Below are 20,622 nucleotides of genomic sequence, written 5' to 3' on the forward strand. Positions count from 1 at the left end.
CACCACGCGGCACCTACGACCCTACGCCCGGGGCCCGACGACGCCCCTGATTCCGCCCGGCCGCCGTCTTCGCGGCCCGGCCCGCGCAACCGGGTCAGGCGGAACTGCCCCCGGAGTTCCCGTTCTGCGTCGGGGGCGGCTCCGCCTGCCGTCTCACCCACAGCCCCCGCGCGCGGGTGAACAGGCTGCGCCCCGTTCCCCGTCCCCGGTGTCCGTGGACACGCGGGTCGTCCGTGACGTCGTACCGCTTCACGTACGCCCCCAGGAACGCCTGCAGCGTGGCGATCGCCGGGATGGCGATCAGCGCGCCCACGGCACCGAGCAGGGCGGTACCGGCGACGACCGAGCCGAAGGCGACCGCGGGGTGGATGTCGACGGTCTTCGAGGTCAGCTTCGGCTGCAGCACATAGTTCTCGAACTGCTGGTAGACCACGACGAAGATCAGCACCCACAGCGCGTACCAGGGATCGACCGTGAAGGCGATCAGCATGGGCAGCGCGCCCGCGAGATACGTGCCGATCGTGGGGATGAACTGCGAGACCAGACCGACCCACACAGCGAGCACGGGCGCGTACGGCACCTCCAGGCTCGCCAGCAGGATGTAGTGGGCTATGCCGGAGATGAGCGCCATCAGACCGCGTGAGTACAGGTAGCCGCCGGTCTTGTTGACGGCGATCTCCCATGCGCGCAGCACCTCGGCCTGCTTCGCGGGCGGTAGTACGGAGCACAGCGCGCGGCGCAGTCGTGGGCCGTCCGCGGCGAAGTAGAACGAGAACAGGGTGATCGTCAGCAGCTGGAAGAGACCGCCGAGGACCTGTGCGGACACTGCCAGGACTCCGGTCGCGCTGTTCTGCACGTAGTTGCGCAGCCAGTCGGAGCGGAGCAGGCCCTCCTGGACGTCCACACGGCGCAGCTCGGTGTTGAAATGCGTGTTGATCCAGTTGATGACGGAGTCGATGTAGGCCGGGAGATCCTCGACGATCTTGATGATCTGGCCCGCGAGCATGGAACCGAGCAACGTCACGAACCCGGCTGACACGACGATCACGGCGAGGAAGACGACGGCCGTGGCCAGTCCCCTGCGCATCCCTCGCGAGGCCATCCAGCTCACCGCGGGCTCGATGGCCAGGGCCAGGAAGAAGGCGATGACGATGTTGATCAGGAGCCCGGTGAGCTGGTGAAACGCCCAGCTGCCCAGCTGGAACACACCCACGAGCGCCAGGGCGAGAACCATGGCACGCGGCAGCCAACGCGGCATGCGGGCGTTCGACCCGGCGTCGCCCGCGCCCGGCGGTGGGGTGGGCGGCGTGGGGCCGGACGGGGATGCGTGCCGGGCGGGCTGCCCGGTCTCGTCAGTGCGTGCCACGGTGCAAGTCTCGCCCACGCCACCGACAACCGGCTGCCGTACTGCGATCTTCGTGCCCGGTCAGCGCTTCTCCCCCGGAACGTTCATGACAGTGCAGACCACACGCCACACGTCCTTCGCGTCCCAGCCGGCATCCAGCGCCCCGAGGACCGTGCGCCCACCGAGTTCCGACATCACGTGGTCGCGCGCGAACGTTTCGGCGTATCCAGGACCGAAATGGTCCGCCATCCGCTGCCAGAAGACCGTCAACCGCATGCATCCAGTATCCCGCTCCTGAGGGTGGGCCTGCGCCGGGACCGCTTGCCGAGACCGCTTTCCGCCCTACGGTCTGACGCATGGCCGTAACAGGAGCTCCCCCACTCCCCTCGACGCCCCCGTCGCATTCCCCGCTCTTCCGCGCCGAGCAGTTCGTCTGGCTCACCGCGCACGCCCTGGAGCAGCGCCTCTTCTCGTATCACTTCCTGAACGGCGCCGCCGACCCGGTCGAGAGGGCTCTGGACGCCTACCGCAACGAGGACGGCGGATACGGCCACGCCCTGGAGCCGGACCTGCGGGGCCCGGTCAGCCAGCCGCTGCACGCCGGTCACGCGCTCCACGTGCTGGACGCCATCGAACGCTGCGGCGGGCAGCGCGTCGACCGTGTGTGCCGGTACCTCACATCGGTCTCCACTCCCGAGGGCGCCCTCCCGGCCGTCCACCCCAGCCAGCGGGGCTACCCCACGGCACCCTTCGTGCCGATCGTGGACGACCCGCCCAGCTCCCTCCTGGCCACCGGGCCGGTGGTCGGTCTGCTGCACCGCAACGAGGTGTGGCACGCCTGGCTGTTCCGGGCCACGGACTTCTGCTGGCAGGCGGTCGAGTCCCTGGAGGAGTCCCATCCGTACGAGATCCGGGCCGCCGTGACCTTCCTGGACTCCGCTCCCGACCGCACGCGCGCGGAGGCGGCCGCCGACCGGCTGGGCCGCTTGGTGCGCGAACAGCGTCTGGCGGCACTGGAGCCGGACGACCTCGGCGCGTACCCGGTACCGCCCGGCTACGCCCCGGGCGAGCACCACTTCCCGCACGACTACGCGCGCACTCCGCGGTCCCTCGCGCGCGCGTGGTTCACGGACGACGAGATGAACCGCTCCTTGGACCATCTCGCCGGCGGGCAGCAGGAGGACGGCGGCTGGCCCGTCCTCTGGCAAGAGTGGGCTCCTGGCATCGCCCTGGAGGCACGGCCCATGGTGACGATCGAGGCGCTGCGCACGCTCAGGGCGTACGGCCGGCACATCGGCTGACCCGCCTCACCCGCCTCACCCGCCCAGCGCCCGCACGCCCGCCGTCACGACCACGGCTGCCGCGACGACCAGGAGGAACGGGGCTCGCAGGACGAGCGCCACAGTCGCCGCAGCGACACCGGCCACCCTCGCGTCCAGTACCAGCGCCTGCCCGTCGGCGAAGGTCTGCTGCGCTGTGAGGGCGGCAAGGAGGGCGACGGGCAACAGGGCGGCAAGACGCCGGACGAGGGGCCGCTCCAGGGCACCCGCGGGCACCAGCAGCCCGACGAGTTTGACCGCGTAGCAGCCGAGGGCGGTGACACCGATCGCGATCCAGACGCTCACCGCTCCCCCTCCCGCCCGTCTCCACGGCGCCGCCCCTGCGCCCACAGCACGACCGGCGCCGCGAGCGCGGCCACCAGGACGGGCACACCGGCAGGCAGCACAGGCAGCAGTCCGAGCCCCAGCACCACGGCGAGCCCCGCGACGGCACGCTCCGTCGCGGACGTCAGCATGGGAGCGAGCAGCGCCAGAAACACCGCGGGCCCGGCCGCGTCCAGCCCCCAGGCGTCGGTGTCCCCGATGGCTTCGGCCCCCAGCGCACCGAGCAACGTGGTGAGGTTCCACAGCACGTACAGGCTGAGCCCCGTCACCACGAACCCGACCCTGGCGCTACGCCGCGTCGGCTGCGCCAGGGCTACGGCAGCCGTCTCGTCGATCACCCATTGCGCGGCGAACGGCCGCACCGCGCGCGTGAAGGCCAGCAACTGCGACAGCCGCAGCCCGTAGAAGGCGTTGCGCACCCCCAGGAAGAAGGCCCCCGCGGCCGCGGTCAGCGGACTGCCGCCGGCTGCCAGCGCCCCCACGAGCGCGAACTGGGACGCTCCGGTGAACACCAGCAGGCTCAGCGCACAGGTCTGCAGAAGGGTGAGCCCACTGCCGGCCGACGTGATCCCGAAGGCGAACCCGGACAGCCCGACGGCGACGCCGACGCCGAGGGCGTCCCGGACGACCACGGCATCGGGCCTTCCTCCGTCGACGCTCGGATCTGCGAGAGTTCTCCGTTCTGCCACGCCCGCGACATTAGGACGGCCACGGCGGCCCGTCTTGTACGTTCTTGCGCTCCCGCTGGTAGGCCCCCGGCGGAACGCCGACGATCCTGCTGAAGTGCCGGTTCAGATGCGGCTGGTCGGCGAAGCCCACCGCGAGGGCCGCCTCCGCCGGCGCGCTCCCGGCGTCCAGCAGATGCCGGGCCTGCCGTACCCGCGCGTCCGTCAGCCAAGCGTGTGGCGGCATCCCGTACACACCCCGGAAAGCCCGCAGCAAGGCGAACGGACTCGTACCGAGATCCGCGGCCAGCCGCTCCAGGCTCGGCGGCTCGGCCATCCGCTCTTCCAGCACCTCACGCGCGCGTACCGCGATCCGCGCCCCCGCCGTCCGCACTTCCCGCCGCGGCAGGGCGCCGCCGTTCAGCCGCAGCAGTCGCGTCACGGTGACTCTGAGCATGGTGTCCGCGGCCAGCGCATTGCCCTCGTCGACGGCACGCAGCACCTGGTGCACCAGCCTCACGCCGTACGGGTCGTCCAGCACCGGCGCGACGAAACCGGGTGTCCCCCGGATCGAGATGGTCTCGGCGGCTATCTCGGCGACCACCTCGGGCGACGGATACAGGGCCCCGTACCGCCACCCCTCCGGGACCCCGGCCCGTCCGGTGTGCGGCGTGTCGGGATTGACCAGGGCGAGGGCACCGGCCCCCGCGTACTGGTCGGCACCGCCGTGGTGGAAGACCTCCACGCCATCGGCGACAGCGGCTATCACGAAGTGCTCATGGGTGTGCCGTACGAATGTTTTCCGCACATACCGGGCGCGCAGGAGATCGACACCAGGCAACTCGGAGTACTGCCAGTGCCGCGCCCGCTCACCCGAACCAGCCATGGCTTCATTCTCCGGCAGGGCACGGTGAGACCCCACCGTCGAGCGGCCGGCCGCCGACCGGGGCAAGGGACCGTGTCGGGGGGCCCGCGTTCAGCGTCCGACGTCAGGAAACGGCACGTCCCGGCCCCTGCCGACCGCAGCCCCGGGGGAACGGACCCCCCGGCACCGCCCGCCCCTCGCAGACGCTGCACGCCCTCACCCAGCCAACACTGGCGCCGCAGGACCCACCCAGCCCCCGCCGCCACCGCCGAGCCGCCACACGGAGTCGACGCGCCCCCCAGCACCCGCAGTCGCGGACAATCCCCAGCTCAGCCGCATTGTCAGTCCCCGGGTGCAGGATGGACGCATGGTCAGCAAACCGCACCGAGCCCTCGACGGCTTCTCCCCCGCGACCCGCGGCTGGTTCACGGGCGCCTTCTCCGCGCCCACCGCAGCCCAGGCCGGCGCGTGGCAGGCCATCGGCGAGGGCTCGGACGTGCTGGTCGTCGCCCCCACCGGCTCCGGCAAGACCCTGGCCGCCTTCCTCGCCGCCCTCGATCAGCTCGCCTCCACACCCCCACCGGCCGACCCCAAGAAGCGCTGCCGAGTCCTCTACGTCTCCCCGCTCAAGGCCCTGGCCGTGGACGTGGAGCGCAACCTCCGCAGCCCTCTGACGGGCATCCGCCAGGAATCCGTGCGCCTCGGCCTCCCCGAGCCCGAGGTGAAGGTCGGCATCCGCTCCGGAGACACCCCGGCCGCGGAGCGTCGAGCCCTGTCGACCCGCCCTCCGGACATCCTGATCACCACCCCCGAATCCCTGTTCCTGATGCTGACGTCGGCCACCCGCGACGCCCTGACCGGCATCGAGACGGTGATCCTCGACGAGGTCCACGCGGTGGCGGGCACCAAGCGCGGCGCCCACCTCGCCCTCACCCTGGAGCGCCTCGACGAGCTCCTTCCGAAGCCGGCCCGGCGCATCGGCCTCTCCGCGACCGTCCGCCCGGTCGACGAGGTGGCCCGCTTCCTCTCCCCCCGCCGCAAGGTGGAGATCGTCCAGCCGAAGTCGGGCAAGGAGTTCGACCTCTCGGTCGTCGTCCCCGTGGAAGACCTCGGCGAACTCGGCGGCTCACCGGTGGCCGACGGCTCCGAAGGAGCCGAACGCCCGTCGATCTGGCCGCACGTCGAGGAGCGGATCACCGACCTCGTCCAGTCCCACCGTTCCACGATCGTCTTCGCCAACTCCCGCCGCCTCGCGGAACGCCTCTGCAACCGCCTCAACGAGATCGCGTACGAGCGTGCCACCGGCGAAACCCTGGACGAGCACCACGCCCCCGCCGAGCTCATGGGCGGCTCCGGCGCGGCCCAGGGCGCACCCCCGGTCATCGCCCGCGCCCACCACGGCTCGGTCTCCAAGGAGCAGCGCGCCCTGGTCGAGGAGGATCTCAAGGCCGGCCGCCTCCCCGCGGTCGTGGCCACCTCCAGCCTCGAACTGGGCATCGACATGGGCGCGGTCGACCTCGTCGTCCAGGTCGAATCACCTCCCTCCGTGGCCTCCGGCCTCCAACGCGTGGGCCGCGCGGGCCACCAGGTGGGTGCCGTCTCCACGGGCGTCGTCTTCCCGAAGTACCGCGGCGACCTCGTCCAGGCAGCCGTGGTCACGGAACGCATGCGCACCGGGTCCATCGAGTCCCTCAAGGTCCCGGCCAACCCCCTGGACGTCCTCGCCCAGCAGATCGTCGCCATGACGGCGATGGACACCTGGCAGTTCGACGACCTGCTCGCCGCGGTCCGGCGAGCCGCCCCCTTCGCTTCCCTGCCGGAATCCGCCTTCACGGCGGTTCTCGACATGCTCGCCGGCCGCTATCCGTCCGACGCGTTCGCGGAGCTTCGCCCGCGCGTCGTCTGGGACCGTGTGACCGGCACGATCACCGGCCGCCCCGGCGCCCAGCGCCTCGCCGTCACTTCCGGGGGCACGATTCCCGACCGCGGGCTGTTCGGGGTCTTCCTCGCCGGTTCGGACCCCAAGAAGGGCGGTGGCCGGGTCGGCGAGCTCGACGAGGAGATGGTCTACGAGTCCCGCGTGGGTGACGTCTTCACGCTCGGCACCAGCTCCTGGCGCATCGAGGACATCACCCGCGACCGCGTCCTGGTCTCCCCCGCCCCGGGCGTACCGGGCCGCCTCCCCTTCTGGAAGGGCGACCAGCTGGGACGCCCGCTCGAACTGGGTCGCGCGGTGGGCGCGTTCCTGCGCGAGGTCGGTTCCCTCTCCAAGGACGACGCCCGCCTGCGTCTGCTCGCCGCAGGTCTGGACGCGTGGGCGGCGGACAATGTCCTGGCCTACCTGGACGAGCAGCGCGAGGCCTGCGGCCACATCCCGGACGACCGGACCATCGTCGTCGAGCGCTTCCGCGACGAACTCGGTGACTGGCGCGTCGTCGTGCACTCCCCCTTCGGCGCACAGGTCCATGCACCTTGGGCGCTCGCCCTCGGCGCCAAACTCTCCGAGCGGTACGGCATGGACGCGCAGGTCATGCACGCCGACGACGGCATCGTGCTGCGCCTGCCCGACGCCGACCTCATGGGCCTGGACCTACTGGACCAGGAACCGCGAAAGGCCGGCACGGAGTACGACGCCGACCAGGCGCCTGTGGGTGCGACGGACGTCGTCTTCGACAAGGGCGACGTCGACCAGATGGTCACCGACCAGGTGGGCGGCTCGGCCCTGTTCGCGTCCCGCTTCCGCGAGTGCGCCGCCCGCGCGCTGCTGCTGCCGCGCCGCAACCCCGGCAAGCGCACCCCGCTGTGGCAGCAGCGTCAACGCGCCGCGCAACTGCTGGAGGTAGCCAGCGAGTTCGGCTCGTTCCCGATCGTCCTGGAGGCGGTCCGCGAGTGCCTTCAGGACGTCTTCGACGTCCCCGGACTCATCGAGCTGATGGGCGACCTGGAGTCGCGCAAGGTACGCCTCGTCGAGGTCACCACCCCCGAGCCCTCGCCCTTCGCGCGCTCCCTCCTCTTCGGGTACGTCGCCCAGTTCCTGTACGAGGGGGACTCGCCGCTCGCCGAGCGCCGCGCCGCCGCCCTGTCACTGGACTCGCGGCTGCTGGCCGAGCTGCTCGGCCAGGCGGAACTGCGCGAGTTGCTCGACGCCGAGGTGCTGACCGAGTTGGAACGGGAGCTGCAATGGCTCACCGAGGACCGCAGGGTGAAGGACGTCGAGGGAGTCGCGGACGTTCTCCGCCTCCTCGGCCCGCTCACCGATGCCGAGCTGGCCGAGAGGGGCGCCGAACCGTACTGGGCCCAGGAGTTGGCGGCCGCCCGGCGTGCCATCAAGGTCCGTGTCGCCGGCACCGACCACTGGGCAGCCATCGAGGACGCCGGCCGCCTGCGCGACGCGCTCGGCACTGCCCTGCCGGTCGGTGTCCCCGAGGCCTTCACCGAGCCGGTCAAGGACCCGCTCGGTGACCTTCTCGCGCGCTACGCCCGCACCCACGGACCGTTCACCTCGGCCACTGCGGCGGCCCGCTTCGGCCTGGGCGCGGCGGTCACGGACGGCGCCCTCCAGCGGCTGGCGGCGAGCGGACGCGTCGTGCAGGGCGAGTTCCACCCGGCCGGCATCGGCCAGGAGTGGTGCGACGCGACGGTCCTGCGCCGTCTGCGCCGCCGCTCCCTCGCCGCCCTCCGGCACGAACTGGAACCGGTGCCGCCGGCCGCGCTCGCCCAGTTCCTGCCGCAGTGGCAGCACATCGGCAGGGGCCACGGGCTGCGCGGCATCGACGGGCTGGTCCGCGCCATCGAGCAGTTGCAGGGCGCGTCCGTGCCCGCGTCCGCCCTGGAGAAGCTCGTCCTGCCGTCCCGCGTCGCGAACTACACACCCGCGATGCTCGACGAACTCACCTCGGCCGGCGAGGTCGTCTGGGCCGGGGCCGGCTCGCTCCCCGGCAAGGACGGCTGGGTCTGTCTCTACATGGCGGACGCGGCCCCCCTGCTCCTGGCGCAGCCCCACCCCTTGGAGCTGACGGCGCTGCACCAGTCCGTCCTGGACGCCCTGTCCGGCGGCTACGGCCTGTTCTTCCGTCAGATCGCCGACCAGATCCGCGCCACCACCCACCCCGAAGCCACCGACCCCCAGCTCGCCGACGCCCTGTGGGAGCTGGCCTGGTCCGGCCGTCTGACGAACGACACGCTCGCCCCCCTGCGCTCCCTGCTGGGATCGGGCCGCACGGCGGGCTCGACGGCGCACCGCGCCAAGCGCACCGTCCCGCGCGGCCGCTACGGCTCCCTCACAGCTGCCGCTCGGACAGCCTCCCGCACCGGCCCGCCGACCGTGGCCGGCCGCTGGTCGCTGCTCCCGGTGCAGGAACCCGACCCCACTGTGCGCGCCCATGCCCTGGCCCGCACCCTCCTCGACCGGCACGGTGTGGTGACCCGGGGCGCGGTCGCAGCCGAGGGCGTCGAGGGCGGCTTCTCGGCGACGTACCGCATCCTGTCCGCCTTCGAGGAGACCGGCCAGGCGCGGCGCGGCTATGTGGTGGAGGGTCTCGGCGCCGCCCAGTTCGCCATGGACGGCGCGGTGGACCGCCTCCGCGCGGTGGCCAACGCCCGCGAACGCGGCGACGGCCTGTCCGCCCCCGCCGCCCCCGGCAACGCCGACGCCTCCGACCGCCTGGGCGCCTCCGCCGGCTTCGGCACACGCCAGGACCCCCCAACCCCCGACACCGACGGACCCTACGAAGCCGACGGACCCGACGGACCCGACGGACCCGACGGACCCGACGATCAGCCGTACCACCTCCCTGGAGGCACCCCCACGGGCGCCCACCCCAGCGGCGCCCCCGCGTACGACATCCCCGACCTCGACCACGACTTCCTGGACGCCCACCTCGGCCCGGGCGACTACGTCTCTCCCCGCGACCGTGCCGCCCAGGACGGCCGACGCCCGCCGCAGAACGCCGCGTGGCGCAACGGCGGCGCACCGTACGGCCCCGGCGCCGCCCCGAGCTTCGGATCCGGCGCCGCCCCGGGCTTCGGATCCCGCCGTGCCCGCCCCGCCCCCGACACCAGAGCCGTCGTCCTCGCCGCCGCGGACCCGGCGAACGCTTACGGCGCCGCCCTCCCCTGGCCCGAGCCTCCCACCGGTGCCGGGCACAAGCCGGGCCGCAAAGCGGGCTCCCTCGTCGTGCTCGTCGACGGCGAGCTGACCCTCTACATGGAGCGCGGCGGCAAGACCCTGCTGGCCTGGCCTGCGGGCCCTGACGCCGAGCCCACCGACGACCCGCCCCTGCGCGCGGCGGCGGAGGCCCTCGCCACGGCGGCCCGCGCAGGCTCCCTCGGCACGGTCACGGTGGAACGCGTGAACGGCGCCTCGGCCCTGACGTCCCCCTTCGGCACCCTCCTGGAAGGAGCGGGCTTCATCGCGACCCCACGAGGGCTTCGGCTACGCGCCTGAGACGAACCCCGACCCGACCGACAGACGTCCGCCTGCCCTCAGCCAACACCCGCGTGACTCGACCGCACGACACCCGCCCCAGCCCACCAGCCCGGCCACCCGACCACCACCCAGCCACCCTCAGACCGCTCCACCCCACTCCCCCATCCATCCAGCCCCCTCAGACCGCCCCCATGCCACCCTGGACCCATGCCCGAAGGAGACACCGTCTGGCAGGCCGCGAGACGGCTGCACACCGCCCTCGCAGGCAGGACGCTGACCCTCAGCGACTTCCGGGTCCCGAAGTACGCCACGGTCGACCTGGCGGGCCGTCCCGTCCTTGACGTCACCCCGCGCGGCAAACACCTCCTCGCCCGCGTCGGGGGCGACCTGACGATCCACACGCATCTGGGGATGGAGGGCTCCTGGAAGGTGTACGCGGACGACCAGCGCTGGACGGGCGGCCCCGCCCACCAGATCCGAGTGGTCCTCGCCGTGGCCCCGGACGCGGAAGCCCCCGACGCCCGACCCGCCCGCACGGCCGTCGGCTACCGCCTCCCCGTCCTCGAACTTCTGCGTACCGCCGACGAAGGCCGCGCCGTGGGCCACCTGGGCCCTGACCTGCTGGGCCCGGACTGGGATCCCGACCGCGCGCTCGCCAACCTGCTCACGGACCCTGACCGCGCCCTCGGCGAAGCCCTGCTGGACCAGCGCAACCTCGCCGGGATCGGCAATGTCTACAAGAGCGAGCTCTGCTTCCTCCTCCGTGTCACGCCCTGGCTCCCCGTCGGCGCGCTCCCCGCCGAGCACACCGCTCAACTGCCCGTCCTGGCGAAGAAGCTCCTGGAAGCCAACCGCGAGCGTCCGATCCGCAGGACGACGGGCCACCGCGGCCAGGACCTTTTCGTGTACGGGCGCGCCAGGCGTCCCTGTCTGCGCTGCGCCACCCCGATCCGCGTCGCCGACCAGGGCGACGGCTCCCGCGAGCGCCCCACCTACTGGTGCCCGAACTGCCAGGCGGGCCCGGCCCCGGGCACGGCGCGCGGCCGGCCCTCCCTCTACAGAGCCCAGCACCGCCCAACCAATTGACGGACCGTCAGAAACCTTCGTACCGTCCCTTCATGGCCGTCAAGGCGTACGACCTCACCGGACGCACCGCATTCGTCACCGGCGCGGCCAGTGGCATCGGCCGCGCCTCGGCCGTTCTGCTCGCCGAGGCCGGCGCGGTCGTGCACTGCGCCGACCTCGACGCACAGGGCCTGCAGGACACGGCGGCTCTGATCAAGGCGAACGGCGGCGCCGCCCGTACCCACCACCTCGACGTCACCGACCGCGACCGGCTCCGCCAGGCCGTCGCCTCCTGCGAGCGGCTCGACGTGATGGCGGCGGTCGCCGGGATCATGCACAGCAGCCCCGTACTGGAGACCCGCGACGACGACCTCGACCGCGTACTGGACGTCAACTTCAAAGGGGTGCTGTACGCCTGCCAGGAGGCAGCCCGCGCGATGCTCGCCCAGCGCGTCAGGGGCAGCATCATCACGATGGCCTCGGGCGCGGTCGACACCGGCGGCCCCGGCCTGCTCTGCTACGGCGCGGCCAAGGCGGCCGTCGTACAACTGACGAAGACACTGGCGACCGAGATGGGCCCGCACGGCATCCGCGTCAACGCGGTCGCCCCGGGCTGGATCCGCACGCCCATGACCGACCGCCACGACACCGCGGCGCAGACTCGGGCCGAGGCGCTCATGGCCCGGATGTCGCCGCTGGGCCGGGTCGGCGAGCCGGAGGACATCGCGCACGCCGTGCTGCACCTGGCATCCGACGCCACGTCCTTCACGACGGGGCAGATCCTGCGTCCGAACGGCGGTGTCGCGATGCCGTGGTAGTCCGCTCCACCCGCCAGGCCACCGCCCAGCGTCGCGCATCGACCGCTCCCACCGCCCGCCGCTTCGGCACACAGTGCACCGGCAGCAGGCTCAGCCCCCACCCGCCGGCGGCCACGGCCCCCTCCAGCGCCCCGGCATCCGGCACCAGCGCGAGCCGCAGCACGGCCCACCACCACAGCGCCCCGAGACCGAGGAACACCCCCCAGCGCGCTATCGGCCGTGCCATCCACCCACCTCCAGCCCGAGGCTAGGCCGCCCGTTCACCCGCCGGGAGGGCGCATCAAGGGCACAAGGATGCAGCGCGGGCCAACGTCGTCACGGCGAGTCAGGCGCCGTCACACCCTCCACGATGGCCTCCGGGCCACCGCCCGGCAAACGGGACCCCGACGGGCCGGGCATGCCCCGCACAGCACGAAACCCCGACCGCGCTCCTCCAGATCTCCCTGGAAAAGCCCTGGCCGGGGCCTCACACAACTCCCTCAGCGCATGGTGGTCAGCCCACACGCGTGAGCGTCACCGTCACGCGGCGACCACGTCCACCGCCTCGGAAGGCGCCTTGATGGTCACTCGTTCCGGTGGCACACCGGTCACCGACACGGAACCCAGCATCGGACGGACCGACGTGGGCACAGGCTCGCTGGGGGTGGCCGCAGCAGACTGGGCCAGCTCGGCGAGGGCGAGTTCGTCGCTCACTTCCCGCATGAGCTCGGACATCCGTACGTCCAGCGCGTCGCAGATCGCGGCGAGCAGTTCGGAGGAAGCCTCCTTCTGCCCCCGCTCCACCTCGGAGAGATAGCCGAGTGAGACTCGGGCGGACGAGGAGACTTCGCGCAGAGTACGGCCCTGGCGCTGGCGCTGCCGACGCAGCACGTCACCCAGCAGGCGACGGAGCAGAATCATCGGTGGCTCCCTCCTCGGACCGCGTAGCCGCATCCTTCACGCCCCACCGTACCGCCTTGCGCCGCGGCCGTGCGGGGAGCGATGTCGTGTTCACTCAGGGCTGCAAACATCAAAACCCCCCGTTCTGTTCCGTATCCTGTGTCCGCTCATTCCCACTGTGTTCGCTCGCAAGCTCCGTCAGAAGCAGTGCGAGTACGCTCCGTACACTCTCCATACGAATTTCCGCACGGTCGCCGTTCAACCGCAGGGCCTCTACTTTTCCGCCACCGGCGGAACCGGAACCCTGGTCGAAGGGCCCGTTCACGGCAACGAAAACCGTGCCCACGGGGTGGCCGTCCTGTCTCTCGGGTCCCGCGACACCGGTCGTCGCAATTCCCCAGTCGGACCCCAGAGCCTTCCGCACACCGACCGCCATCTCTGCCGCGACCTGCGGATTCACCGGGCCGTGTTGCTCCAGCAGGGTGGCGTCGACGCCGATCAGCCGATGCTTCAGCTCGGTGGCGTAGGCGGTCACCGACCCACGGAAGACCTTGGACGCCCCGGGGACCGCTGTGACTTCCGCCGCAACGAGCCCACCGGTCAGCGACTCGGCGACAGCGAGCGTCTCACCTCTCACCGTCAGTAGTCGCACCACGTCGGCGGCCGTGGAATTCACGCTTCCGTCTCCTCCGACGCGGCCTTGCGCGCGGCGATTCCCCGCCGACGCAGCACAATGGCTTGTCTCACATAGTCGAGCCCGGTCACCACGGTCAGGACGACCGCCGCGGCCATCACCCACCACCGCAGCGTGGCCAGCCACCCCGTCAGCGCGAGGATGTACATCCCGACGGCCACGCCCTGTGTGAGGGTCTTGAGCTTGCCGCCACGGCTCGCCGGGATCACGCCGTACCGGATGACGATGAAACGCAGCAGAGTGATCCCGAGTTCCCGGCCGAGGATGACGCCCGTCACCCACCAGGGCAGATCACCCAGTGCGGACAGGCAGATCAGCGCCGCCCCCATGATCGCCTTGTCGGCGATGGGATCGGCGATCTTCCCGAAGTCGGTGACGAGGTTGTACGCCCGTGCCAGATGGCCGTCGAACAGGTCGGTGATCATGGCAACGGCGAACGCCGCCCAGGCGAAGGAACGCCACGCCGGGTCGTATCCGCCGTCGGCCAGCATCAGGGCGACGAACGCGGGCACGAGGACCAGCCTGAGCATGGTCAGCAGGTTGGCGATGTTCCAGACACTCGCCTGGTTGACCGCCGCGGCCGCGATCTTCCCCCCACGCGGCGACTTGCCACCACCCGGGACACCGGCTTCGTCGCCGCCCGCCTTCGGGCTACCGGCCTTGGACGGACCGGCCGGCCCCACCGTACTCGCCTGGCCCGCCGGACCCGTCTTGGAGGAACCTCCCGCGGCGGACGCCGGAACTCCGGTCATCTGCCCGCCTCCTCACTACACGCGAGCGTGCCCTGCAGCGGCTCGGCCACCAGGTCGACACCTTCCGTACCGACCACCTTCGCCTCGACCATACGACCGATGCTCAGGCCCGCGCCGCTCGTGAGCAGCACCTGCCCGTCCGTCTCGGGCGCCTGGTGCGCGCCGCGGCCGTGGGCGCCCTCCGGCGCGTCCTCGGCGCCCACCGACTCGACCAGCACGTGCACGGTCTCGCCGACGCGCTCCTCGGCCCGCTGCGAGACGAGTTCCTCGGCCAGCCGGGAGACATGCGCCAGTCGCTCGGCGACGACGTCCTCGTCCAGCTTGTTGTCGTACGTCGCCGCCTCCGTGCCCTCCTCGTCGGAGTAGCCGAAGACCCCGATGGCGTCCAGCCGCGCACCGTTCAGGAACCGCTCCAGCTCCGCCAGGTCGGCCTCGGTCTCGCCGGGGAAGCCGACGATGAAGTTGGAGCGCACACCGGCCTGGGGGGCCTTGCCGCGGATGGTGTCGAGCAGTTCCAGGAAGCGGTCGGTGTCGCCGAAGCGGCGCATGGCGCGCAGCACGTTCGGGGCGGAGTGCTGGAAGGACAGGTCGAAGTACGGGGCGATCTTCGGCGTCGAGGTCAGGACGTCGATCAGCCCGGGCCGCATCTCGGCCGGCTGGAGGTAGCTGACGCGGACCCGCTCGATGCCGTCGACCTCCGCCAGCTCCGGCAGGAGGGACTCCAGCAGCCGGATGTCGCCCAGGTCCTTGCCGTACGACGTGTTGTTCTCGGAGACCAGCATGATCTCCTTGACGCCCTGCTCGGCGAGCCACCGCGTCTCGTTCAACACGTCGCTCGGGCGGCGCGAGATGAAGGAGCCGCGGAAGGACGGGATGGCGCAGAAGGTGCAGCGGCGGTCGCAGCCGGAGGCGAGCTTCACCGAGGCGACCGGGGCGCCGTCCAGACGGCGGCGCAGGGGCGCACGGGGGCCGGAGGCCGGAGCGAGTCCCTCCGGGAGGTCGGCGGGCGCGTGCCCGGGCAGGGCGACCTCGGCTGCGGACTCCTGGCGCTCGGCCGGGCTGATCGGCAGCAGCTTGCGGCGGTCGCGCGGGGTGTGCGAGGCGTGGACACCGCCGGACAGGATGGTCTGGAGGCGGTCCGAGATGTCGGCGTAGTCGTCGAAGCCGAGCACGCCGTCGGCCTCGGGCAGGGCCTCGGCGAGGTCCTTGCCGTACCGCTCGGCCATGCAGCCCACCGCCACGACGGCCTGGGTTCTTCCATGGCCCTTGAGGTCGTTGGCCTCCAGGAGCGCGTCGACGGAGTCCTTCTTGGCGGCGTCGACGAAGCCGCACGTGTTGACGACGGCCACGTCCGCGTCCGCGGCGTCCTCCACGAGGTCCCAGCCGTCCGCCTCCAAGCGGCCTGCGAGCTCCTCCGAGTCCACCTCGTTACGGGCGCAGCCAAGAGTGACGAGTGCGACGGTACGGCGTTCAGGCATGGGCTCAAGACTACTTTGTCTCACTGACGGCCCACGTCGACGGGGTTGGCCGATCTTGGCCAACCCCGTCCGTGCTCAACCCTTCGGCCGGACTTATCCGGCCTGCGGGTCGCCCTTCGTGTAGGTGAGGCGCTCCACGGCGCCGGGCTGCCAGTCGTCGTCGATCTTCTTGCCGTTGACGTACAGGTCGATCGCACCAGCGTCGCCGAGGACGAGGTTGATCTTCTCGCTGTCCTGGAAGGTCTTGGAGTCACCCTGCTTGAGCAGGTCGTCGAAGAGCAGCCGGCCGTTGTGGTCCTTGACCCCGACCCAGCTCCTGCCGTCGACGGCGCTGACCTTCACGGTCACCTTGTCCTGGGGGACGGCCGCGATGGCGCTGTCCGACGGCTCCGGCTTCGGGTCCTTGGGCTTGTCGGTCTTCGGGGTGGGCTTGGTCTTGTCGGCCGTGGGCACCGACCCGCCCTCGGCGACGGACGACTTGCCGCCCTCGTCCTCGCCCTTGAACGCGGTGAAACCGACGAACCCGATCACCGCGACGATCGCGGCGACCATGGCCGCGGTCCAGTTGGGTCCGCGCCGCTCGGGACGGATGCGCTCCGCCTCGAACAAAGGGGCGGCCGGGGTGGGCGCCGGTCGACCGCCGTGCGAGTCGTCGTACTGGGCGAGGAGGGGAGCCGGATCGAGGTCGACGGCCCTGGCCAGGGTCCGGATATGGCCTCGGGCGTACACGTCGCCGCCGCAGGGAGCGAAGTTGTCCGCCTCGATGGCATGCACGATGGCGATGCGGACCCGGGTGGCACTGCTGACGTCGTCGACGGTCAGCCCGGCGTCGATGCGCGCCTGCCTGAGGGCACGGCCGATCGAGGGGCGGTCTTCGTCGTGTACGTCTTCGAACGGACGCTCGTCTTCAGGGGAGTTGCCGATGGACACGGGGGCGCCTTTCGAGCGTTTAAGCCACCTGTGCTGGAGGTTCAGTCTAGGGGGGGTGCAAAAGGGTGGGGCAACCGGGCGGTGGGACTTTGTACGCCATCGGAATGGCCGGACACGCCGATGGTGGACTACGGGTTTGTCACTTCGCTCAACTTGACGTACGCCGAAGGAAAAGGGTTGCTCGAAGATCCCTCACGGGTGGATCACGATCGGGCATCGAACCATCGCCCACCCGCCCGCAGGGCGGCCACTGCCTCCTTGTTTCCGCTCCTGACTGCTTTATGCCTCCCCGCGGATGACCGCGAGCACGCCGTCCAGGTCATCAGCTTTCACAAGAACGTCACGAGCCTTGGAACCCTCGCTCGGCCCAACGATGCCCCGCGACTCCATGAGGTCCATCAGCCGCCCGGCTTTGGCGAACCCGACCCGCAGCTTGCGCTGGAGCATCGAGGTCGACCCGAACTGAGTGGAGACCACCAGCTCGGCCGCCTGGCACAGCAGGTCGAGGTCGTCGCCGATCTCCTCGTCGATCTCCTTCTTCTGCTTGGTCCCCACGACGACGTCGTCCCGGAAGACGGGTGCCATCTGGTCCTTGCAGTGCCGGACGACCGCCGCGACCTCCTCCTCGGTCACGAACGCGCCCTGCATACGGGTGGGCTTGTTCGCACCCATCGGCAGGAACAGCCCGTCGCCCTTCCCGATGAGCTTCTCGGCGCCGGGCTGGTCGAGGATGACGCGGGAGTCGGCGAGCGACGACGTGGCGAACGCGAGCCGTGAGGGGACGTTCGCCTTGATCAGACCGGTGACGACGTCGACCGACGGACGCTGCGTGGCGAGCACCAGGTGGATGCCGGCCGCGCGCGCGAGCTGCGTGATGCGCACGATCGCGTCCTCGACGTCGCGGGGAGCGACCATCATCAGGTCGGCGAGCTCGTCGACGATCACCAGGAGGTACGGGTACGGCTGGAGCTCGCGCTCACTGCCCTCGGGCGCCTTCACCTTGCCGCTGCGCACGGCCTCGTTGAAGTCGTCGATGTGCCGGTAGCCGTACGCCGCCAGGTCGTCGTAGCGAAGGTCCATCTCCCGTACGACCCACTGGAGCGCCTCGGCGGCCCGCTTGGGGTTGGTGATGATCGGCGTGATCAGGTGCGGGATGCCCTCGTACGCGGTCAGCTCGACGCGCTTGGGGTCGACGAGCACCATCCGGACGTCCTCCGGGGTCGCCCGCATCATGACCGAAGTGATCAAGCAGTTGATGCACGACGACTTACCGGAACCGGTCGCACCGGCGACCAGCACATGCGGCATCTTCGCGATGTTGGCCATCACGTACCCGCCCTCGACGTCCTTGCCGAGCGCGACCAGCATCGGATGGTCGTCCTCCGCGGCGGCCGCGAGACGCAGCACGTCACCGAGGTTGACCATCTCACGGTCCGTGTTCGGGATCTCGATGCCGACGGCGGACTTGCCCGGGATCGGGCTGATGATCCGCACGTCCGGGCTGGCGACGGCGTACGCGATGTTCTTCGTCAGCGCGGTGATCCGCTCGACCTTCACAGCGGGCCCGAGCTCGACCTCGTAGCGCGTGACCGTCGGTCCCCGCGTGAAGCCGGTGACGCGGGCGTCGACCTTGAACTCGGTGAAGACGGTGGTGAGCGACTCGACGATGGCGTCGTTGGCGGCGCTGCGCGACTTGCCGGGGCCGCCGCGCTCAAGGAGGTCGAGCGACGGGAGCGCGTACGTGATGTCACCGGCCAGCTGGAGCTGTTCCGCGCGCGGCGGCAGGTCCCGGATCTCCTGCGGCGCGGCCTTGGTCAGGTCGGGGACCCCGGACCTGGCGAGGTCCGGCGACTCGGCCCTGGTGCGGTCCACGGCCTTGCTCTTCGGCGGCTTCTCCTGCTTGGGCGGCCGCGCGGCCGGAACCGGTGTCGGCACCGGCGTGGTCTCCGCCCGGTCGCCCACGCTGACGCCCTGAGTGAGGTCGGCGACGATCGGCGACGGCGGCATTCCGTGCAGGACGGCACCGTCGAGAGCCGCCGCCGCGGCCGCTGCGACGTCCACAGCGTCCATGGGGCGGTCCATCTCGGGTTGCGGCACCGCCGAGCGCCTCGGGCGGCCACGACGCCGCGAGAGGGCCTCCTGTTCGGCGCCGTCGGGGTCGTACGCCTCAGGGGCCGGCCCCCGCCTGCGGCTGCGCGACGCGGGCAGCGATTGGCGCCACTGGTCGTCGTAGCGCTGGTCGTCGTCGCCGAACTCGTCGTCCTCGGTGGGATCGGGCAGGATGCCGAGGCGCACCCCGAGCTGCCGCAGCCGCTGCGGGATGGCGTTGACCGGGGTGGCCGTGACGACCAGCAGACCGAAGATCGTCAGCAGTACGAGCAGCGGTACGGCGAGGACCTCGCCCATGGCGTACGTCAGCGGAGTCGCCGCGCCCCAGCCGATGAGCCCGCCGGCGTCCCTTATCGCCTGCATGCCGTCACTGCGGGCGGGCGAGCCGACGGCGACGTGGACCTGGCCGAGCACACCGATGACCAGCGCCGACAGTCCGATGACGATACGGCCGTTGGCCTCGGGCTTCTCGGGGTGCCGGATGAACCGTACGGCGACGACCGCGAGCAGTATCGGCACGAGCAGGTCGAGCCGGCCGAAGGCACCGGTCACCAGCATCTCGACGAGATCACCGACGGGACCGCGCAGATTGGACCAGGTACCGGCGGCGACGATCAGCGCGAGGCCGAGAAGCAACAGCGCGACGCCGTCCTTGCGATGGGCGGGGTCGAGGTTCTTCGCGCCCTGCCCTATGCCGCGGAACACCGCGCCGACGGCGTGCGCGAGCCCGAGCCAGACGGCGCGCACCAGCCGGTAGACGCCCCCGGTGGGATTGGGTGCCGGTTTCGGCGGCGCGGCTTTCTTCGCCGCGGCCTTCTTGGCCGGCGCCTTCTTGGCGGGGGCTTTCTTGGCGGCGGCCTTCTTCGCCGGAGCCTTCGCGGAAGCGGCCGCCTTCTTCGCGGGCGGCTTCTTGGCTGCGGAGGGACGTGAGGCCATGGAGGTGAGGTTACCGGTGGAGAAGACAGTGGACACGTGTGCCCACTGCTTCACCCGTTCGTGTCGCCCTTGCTCGGGCGCGGAACTGACGCCGGTTCACCCACCGGTCACGGGCAGGACGACTCGACACCGGCCGGCAACGCCCCGTACGGCGACGTCAGTTCTGCGAGGACACCGACGAGGTGCTTCCGGTGCCGGGCTCCAGGGCGTCCAGCGCCCGCCGCAGACCCGTGAGTTTGCGTTCGAGATGGGCCGCGGTGGCCACCGCAGCCGCGTCCGCCGACTCGTCGTCCAGCTGCTTGGACAGCGCCTCGGCCTGCTCCTCGACCGCCGCGAGCCGCGCCGACAGCTCCGCCAGGAGGCCCGCGGGCTCCTTGGCGTCCGCTGCCTTGCCGCCGCCCTCCAACTGGAGCCGCAGCAGCGCCGCCTGCTCGCGCAGCTGGCAGTTCTTCATGTACAGCTCGACGAACACCGAGACCTTGGCCCGCAGCACCCACGGGTCGAACGGCTTGGAGATGTAGTCCACCGCGCCCGCCGCGTACCCGCGGAAGGTGTGGTGCGGGCCGTGGTTGATCGCGGTGAGGAAGATGATCGGGATGTCCCGGGTCCGTTCCCGCCGCTTGATGTGCGCGGCGGTTTCGAAACCGTCCATTCCCGGCATCTGAACGTCCAGCAGAATGACCGCGAAGTCGTCCGTCAGCAGTGCTTTGAGCGCTTCCTCCCCGGACGATGCCCGCACCAGGGTCTGATCGAGCGCAGAGAGGATCGCCTCCAGCGCCAGCAGATTCTCCGGCCGGTCATCGACCAGGAGGATCTTGGCCTTCTGCACCATGGCCCGCCCTCCTCGCCCCGGCAGTGCACCGGGCTCCGCCCCAGGGGACGGCTCCCTTACGCCGCCCGCCCTCGTGCCGGTCATGGTAGCCGCACCCCGCCTGTCGCCACACCCTGTCACCGCGATGTCACTGTGCACGTAGCAGAAACGCGGCAGGAGACC

Annotated in this window: 16 protein-coding genes and 1 pseudogene; 4 read left to right on the forward strand and 13 right to left on the reverse strand. The window is 71.3% G+C overall.

Going from position 1 to position 20,622, the window contains the following annotated elements; genetic code table 11:
- Positions 1–94: 94 nt before the first annotated feature.
- Both ACFYNL_RS34790 and ACFYNL_RS34795 read right to left on the reverse strand, forming a co-directional pair.
- Complete coding sequence (locus tag ACFYNL_RS34790) at positions 95–1,366, reverse strand: AI-2E family transporter (RefSeq protein ID WP_388810820.1); 1,272 nt, start codon at positions 1,364–1,366, stop codon at positions 95–97.
- Positions 1,367–1,426: 60 nt separating this feature from the next.
- Positions 1,427–1,621 (reverse strand): DUF3046 domain-containing protein, encoded by a 195-nt coding sequence (locus ACFYNL_RS34795; RefSeq protein WP_388810822.1) that lies wholly within the window; start codon positions 1,619–1,621, stop codon positions 1,427–1,429.
- Between the two features lie 80 nt (positions 1,622–1,701).
- On the opposite strand from ACFYNL_RS34795, the gene ACFYNL_RS34800 reads away from it, so the two are divergent.
- A complete protein-coding gene (locus tag ACFYNL_RS34800) occupies positions 1,702–2,646 on the forward strand; it encodes a hypothetical protein (RefSeq protein ID WP_388810824.1) in 945 nt (314 codons plus the stop codon).
- 15 nt (positions 2,647–2,661) lie between these two features.
- Here ACFYNL_RS34800 and ACFYNL_RS34805 read toward each other — a convergent pair whose 3' ends face one another.
- The 3 genes and pseudogenes from ACFYNL_RS34805 to ACFYNL_RS34815 form a co-directional block, all read right to left on the reverse strand.
- Positions 2,662–2,970, reverse strand: coding sequence for an AzlD domain-containing protein (locus tag ACFYNL_RS34805; protein WP_388810826.1), 309 nt, complete (start codon positions 2,968–2,970; stop codon positions 2,662–2,664).
- A complete protein-coding gene (locus ACFYNL_RS34810) occupies positions 2,967–3,698 on the reverse strand; it encodes an AzlC family ABC transporter permease (RefSeq protein WP_388810828.1) in 732 nt (243 codons plus the stop codon). Before ACFYNL_RS34810 ends, ACFYNL_RS34805 begins: the two co-directional genes overlap by 4 nt.
- 16 nt (positions 3,699–3,714) lie before the next feature.
- Positions 3,715–4,560 (reverse strand): annotated as a pseudogene (locus tag ACFYNL_RS34815) (helix-turn-helix domain-containing protein); the annotation flags it as partial.
- Positions 4,561–4,906: 346 nt separating this feature from the next.
- On the opposite strand from ACFYNL_RS34815, the gene ACFYNL_RS34820 reads away from it, so the two are divergent.
- The 3 genes from ACFYNL_RS34820 (at position 4,907) to ACFYNL_RS34830 (ending at position 11,850) form a co-directional block, all read left to right on the forward strand.
- Positions 4,907–9,985, forward strand: a complete 5,079-nt coding sequence (locus ACFYNL_RS34820; RefSeq protein ID WP_388810830.1) for an ATP-dependent helicase — start codon at positions 4,907–4,909, stop codon at positions 9,983–9,985.
- A 189-nt stretch (positions 9,986–10,174) separates the two neighbouring features.
- Entirely contained in the window at positions 10,175–11,053 is an 879-nt protein-coding gene (locus ACFYNL_RS34825) for a DNA-formamidopyrimidine glycosylase family protein (RefSeq protein ID WP_388810831.1), read from the forward strand.
- Between the two features lie 32 nt (positions 11,054–11,085).
- Positions 11,086–11,850: an SDR family NAD(P)-dependent oxidoreductase gene (locus tag ACFYNL_RS34830; RefSeq protein WP_388810834.1), complete on the forward strand. Its 765-nt coding sequence runs from the start codon at positions 11,086–11,088 to the stop codon at positions 11,848–11,850.
- On the opposite strand, the gene ACFYNL_RS34835 is transcribed toward ACFYNL_RS34830, so the two are convergent.
- From ACFYNL_RS34835 to ACFYNL_RS34870, 8 genes are all read right to left on the reverse strand, one after another.
- Positions 11,798–12,076: a hypothetical protein gene (locus tag ACFYNL_RS34835; RefSeq protein ID WP_388810836.1), complete on the reverse strand. Its 279-nt coding sequence runs from the start codon at positions 12,074–12,076 to the stop codon at positions 11,798–11,800. The two genes, ACFYNL_RS34830 and ACFYNL_RS34835, sit on opposite strands and share 53 nt — an antisense overlap.
- Positions 12,077–12,369: 293 nt before the next feature.
- The gene (locus ACFYNL_RS34840) at positions 12,370–12,750 is read right to left on the reverse strand and encodes a helix-turn-helix domain-containing protein (protein ID WP_019756312.1); all 381 of its coding nucleotides are present in this window, start codon (positions 12,748–12,750) and stop codon (positions 12,370–12,372) included.
- A gap of 109 nt (positions 12,751–12,859) precedes the next feature.
- Positions 12,860–13,405: a CinA family protein gene (locus ACFYNL_RS34845; RefSeq protein ID WP_388810839.1), complete on the reverse strand. Its 546-nt coding sequence runs from the start codon at positions 13,403–13,405 to the stop codon at positions 12,860–12,862.
- Entirely contained in the window at positions 13,402–14,175 is a 774-nt protein-coding gene (gene pgsA, locus ACFYNL_RS34850) for a CDP-diacylglycerol--glycerol-3-phosphate 3-phosphatidyltransferase (RefSeq protein ID WP_388810841.1), read from the reverse strand. The genes ACFYNL_RS34845 and pgsA overlap by 4 nt, the downstream gene beginning before the upstream one ends.
- Positions 14,172–15,653, reverse strand: a complete 1,482-nt coding sequence (gene rimO, locus ACFYNL_RS34855; protein ID WP_388810843.1) for a 30S ribosomal protein S12 methylthiotransferase RimO — start codon at positions 15,651–15,653, stop codon at positions 14,172–14,174. Before rimO ends, pgsA begins: the two co-directional genes overlap by 4 nt.
- A gap of 93 nt (positions 15,654–15,746) precedes the next feature.
- The gene (locus tag ACFYNL_RS34860; protein ID WP_388810845.1) at positions 15,747–16,583 is read right to left on the reverse strand and encodes a helix-turn-helix domain-containing protein; all 837 of its coding nucleotides are present in this window, start codon (positions 16,581–16,583) and stop codon (positions 15,747–15,749) included.
- Positions 16,584–16,862: 279 nt separating this feature from the next.
- Positions 16,863–19,628 (reverse strand): DNA translocase FtsK, encoded by a 2,766-nt coding sequence (locus ACFYNL_RS34865; RefSeq protein ID WP_388810847.1) that lies wholly within the window; start codon positions 19,626–19,628, stop codon positions 16,863–16,865.
- Between the two features lie 157 nt (positions 19,629–19,785).
- Positions 19,786–20,460 carry a two-component system response regulator gene (locus tag ACFYNL_RS34870; RefSeq protein WP_388810850.1) on the reverse strand — a complete coding sequence of 225 codons (675 nt, stop codon included), beginning with the start codon at positions 20,458–20,460 and terminating at the stop codon, positions 19,786–19,788.
- Between the last annotated feature and the right edge of the window lie 162 nt (positions 20,461–20,622).

Origin of the sequence: Streptomyces sp. NPDC007808, assembly GCF_042868655.1 — a bacterium.
GTDB lineage: Bacteria > Actinomycetota > Actinomycetes > Streptomycetales > Streptomycetaceae > Streptomyces.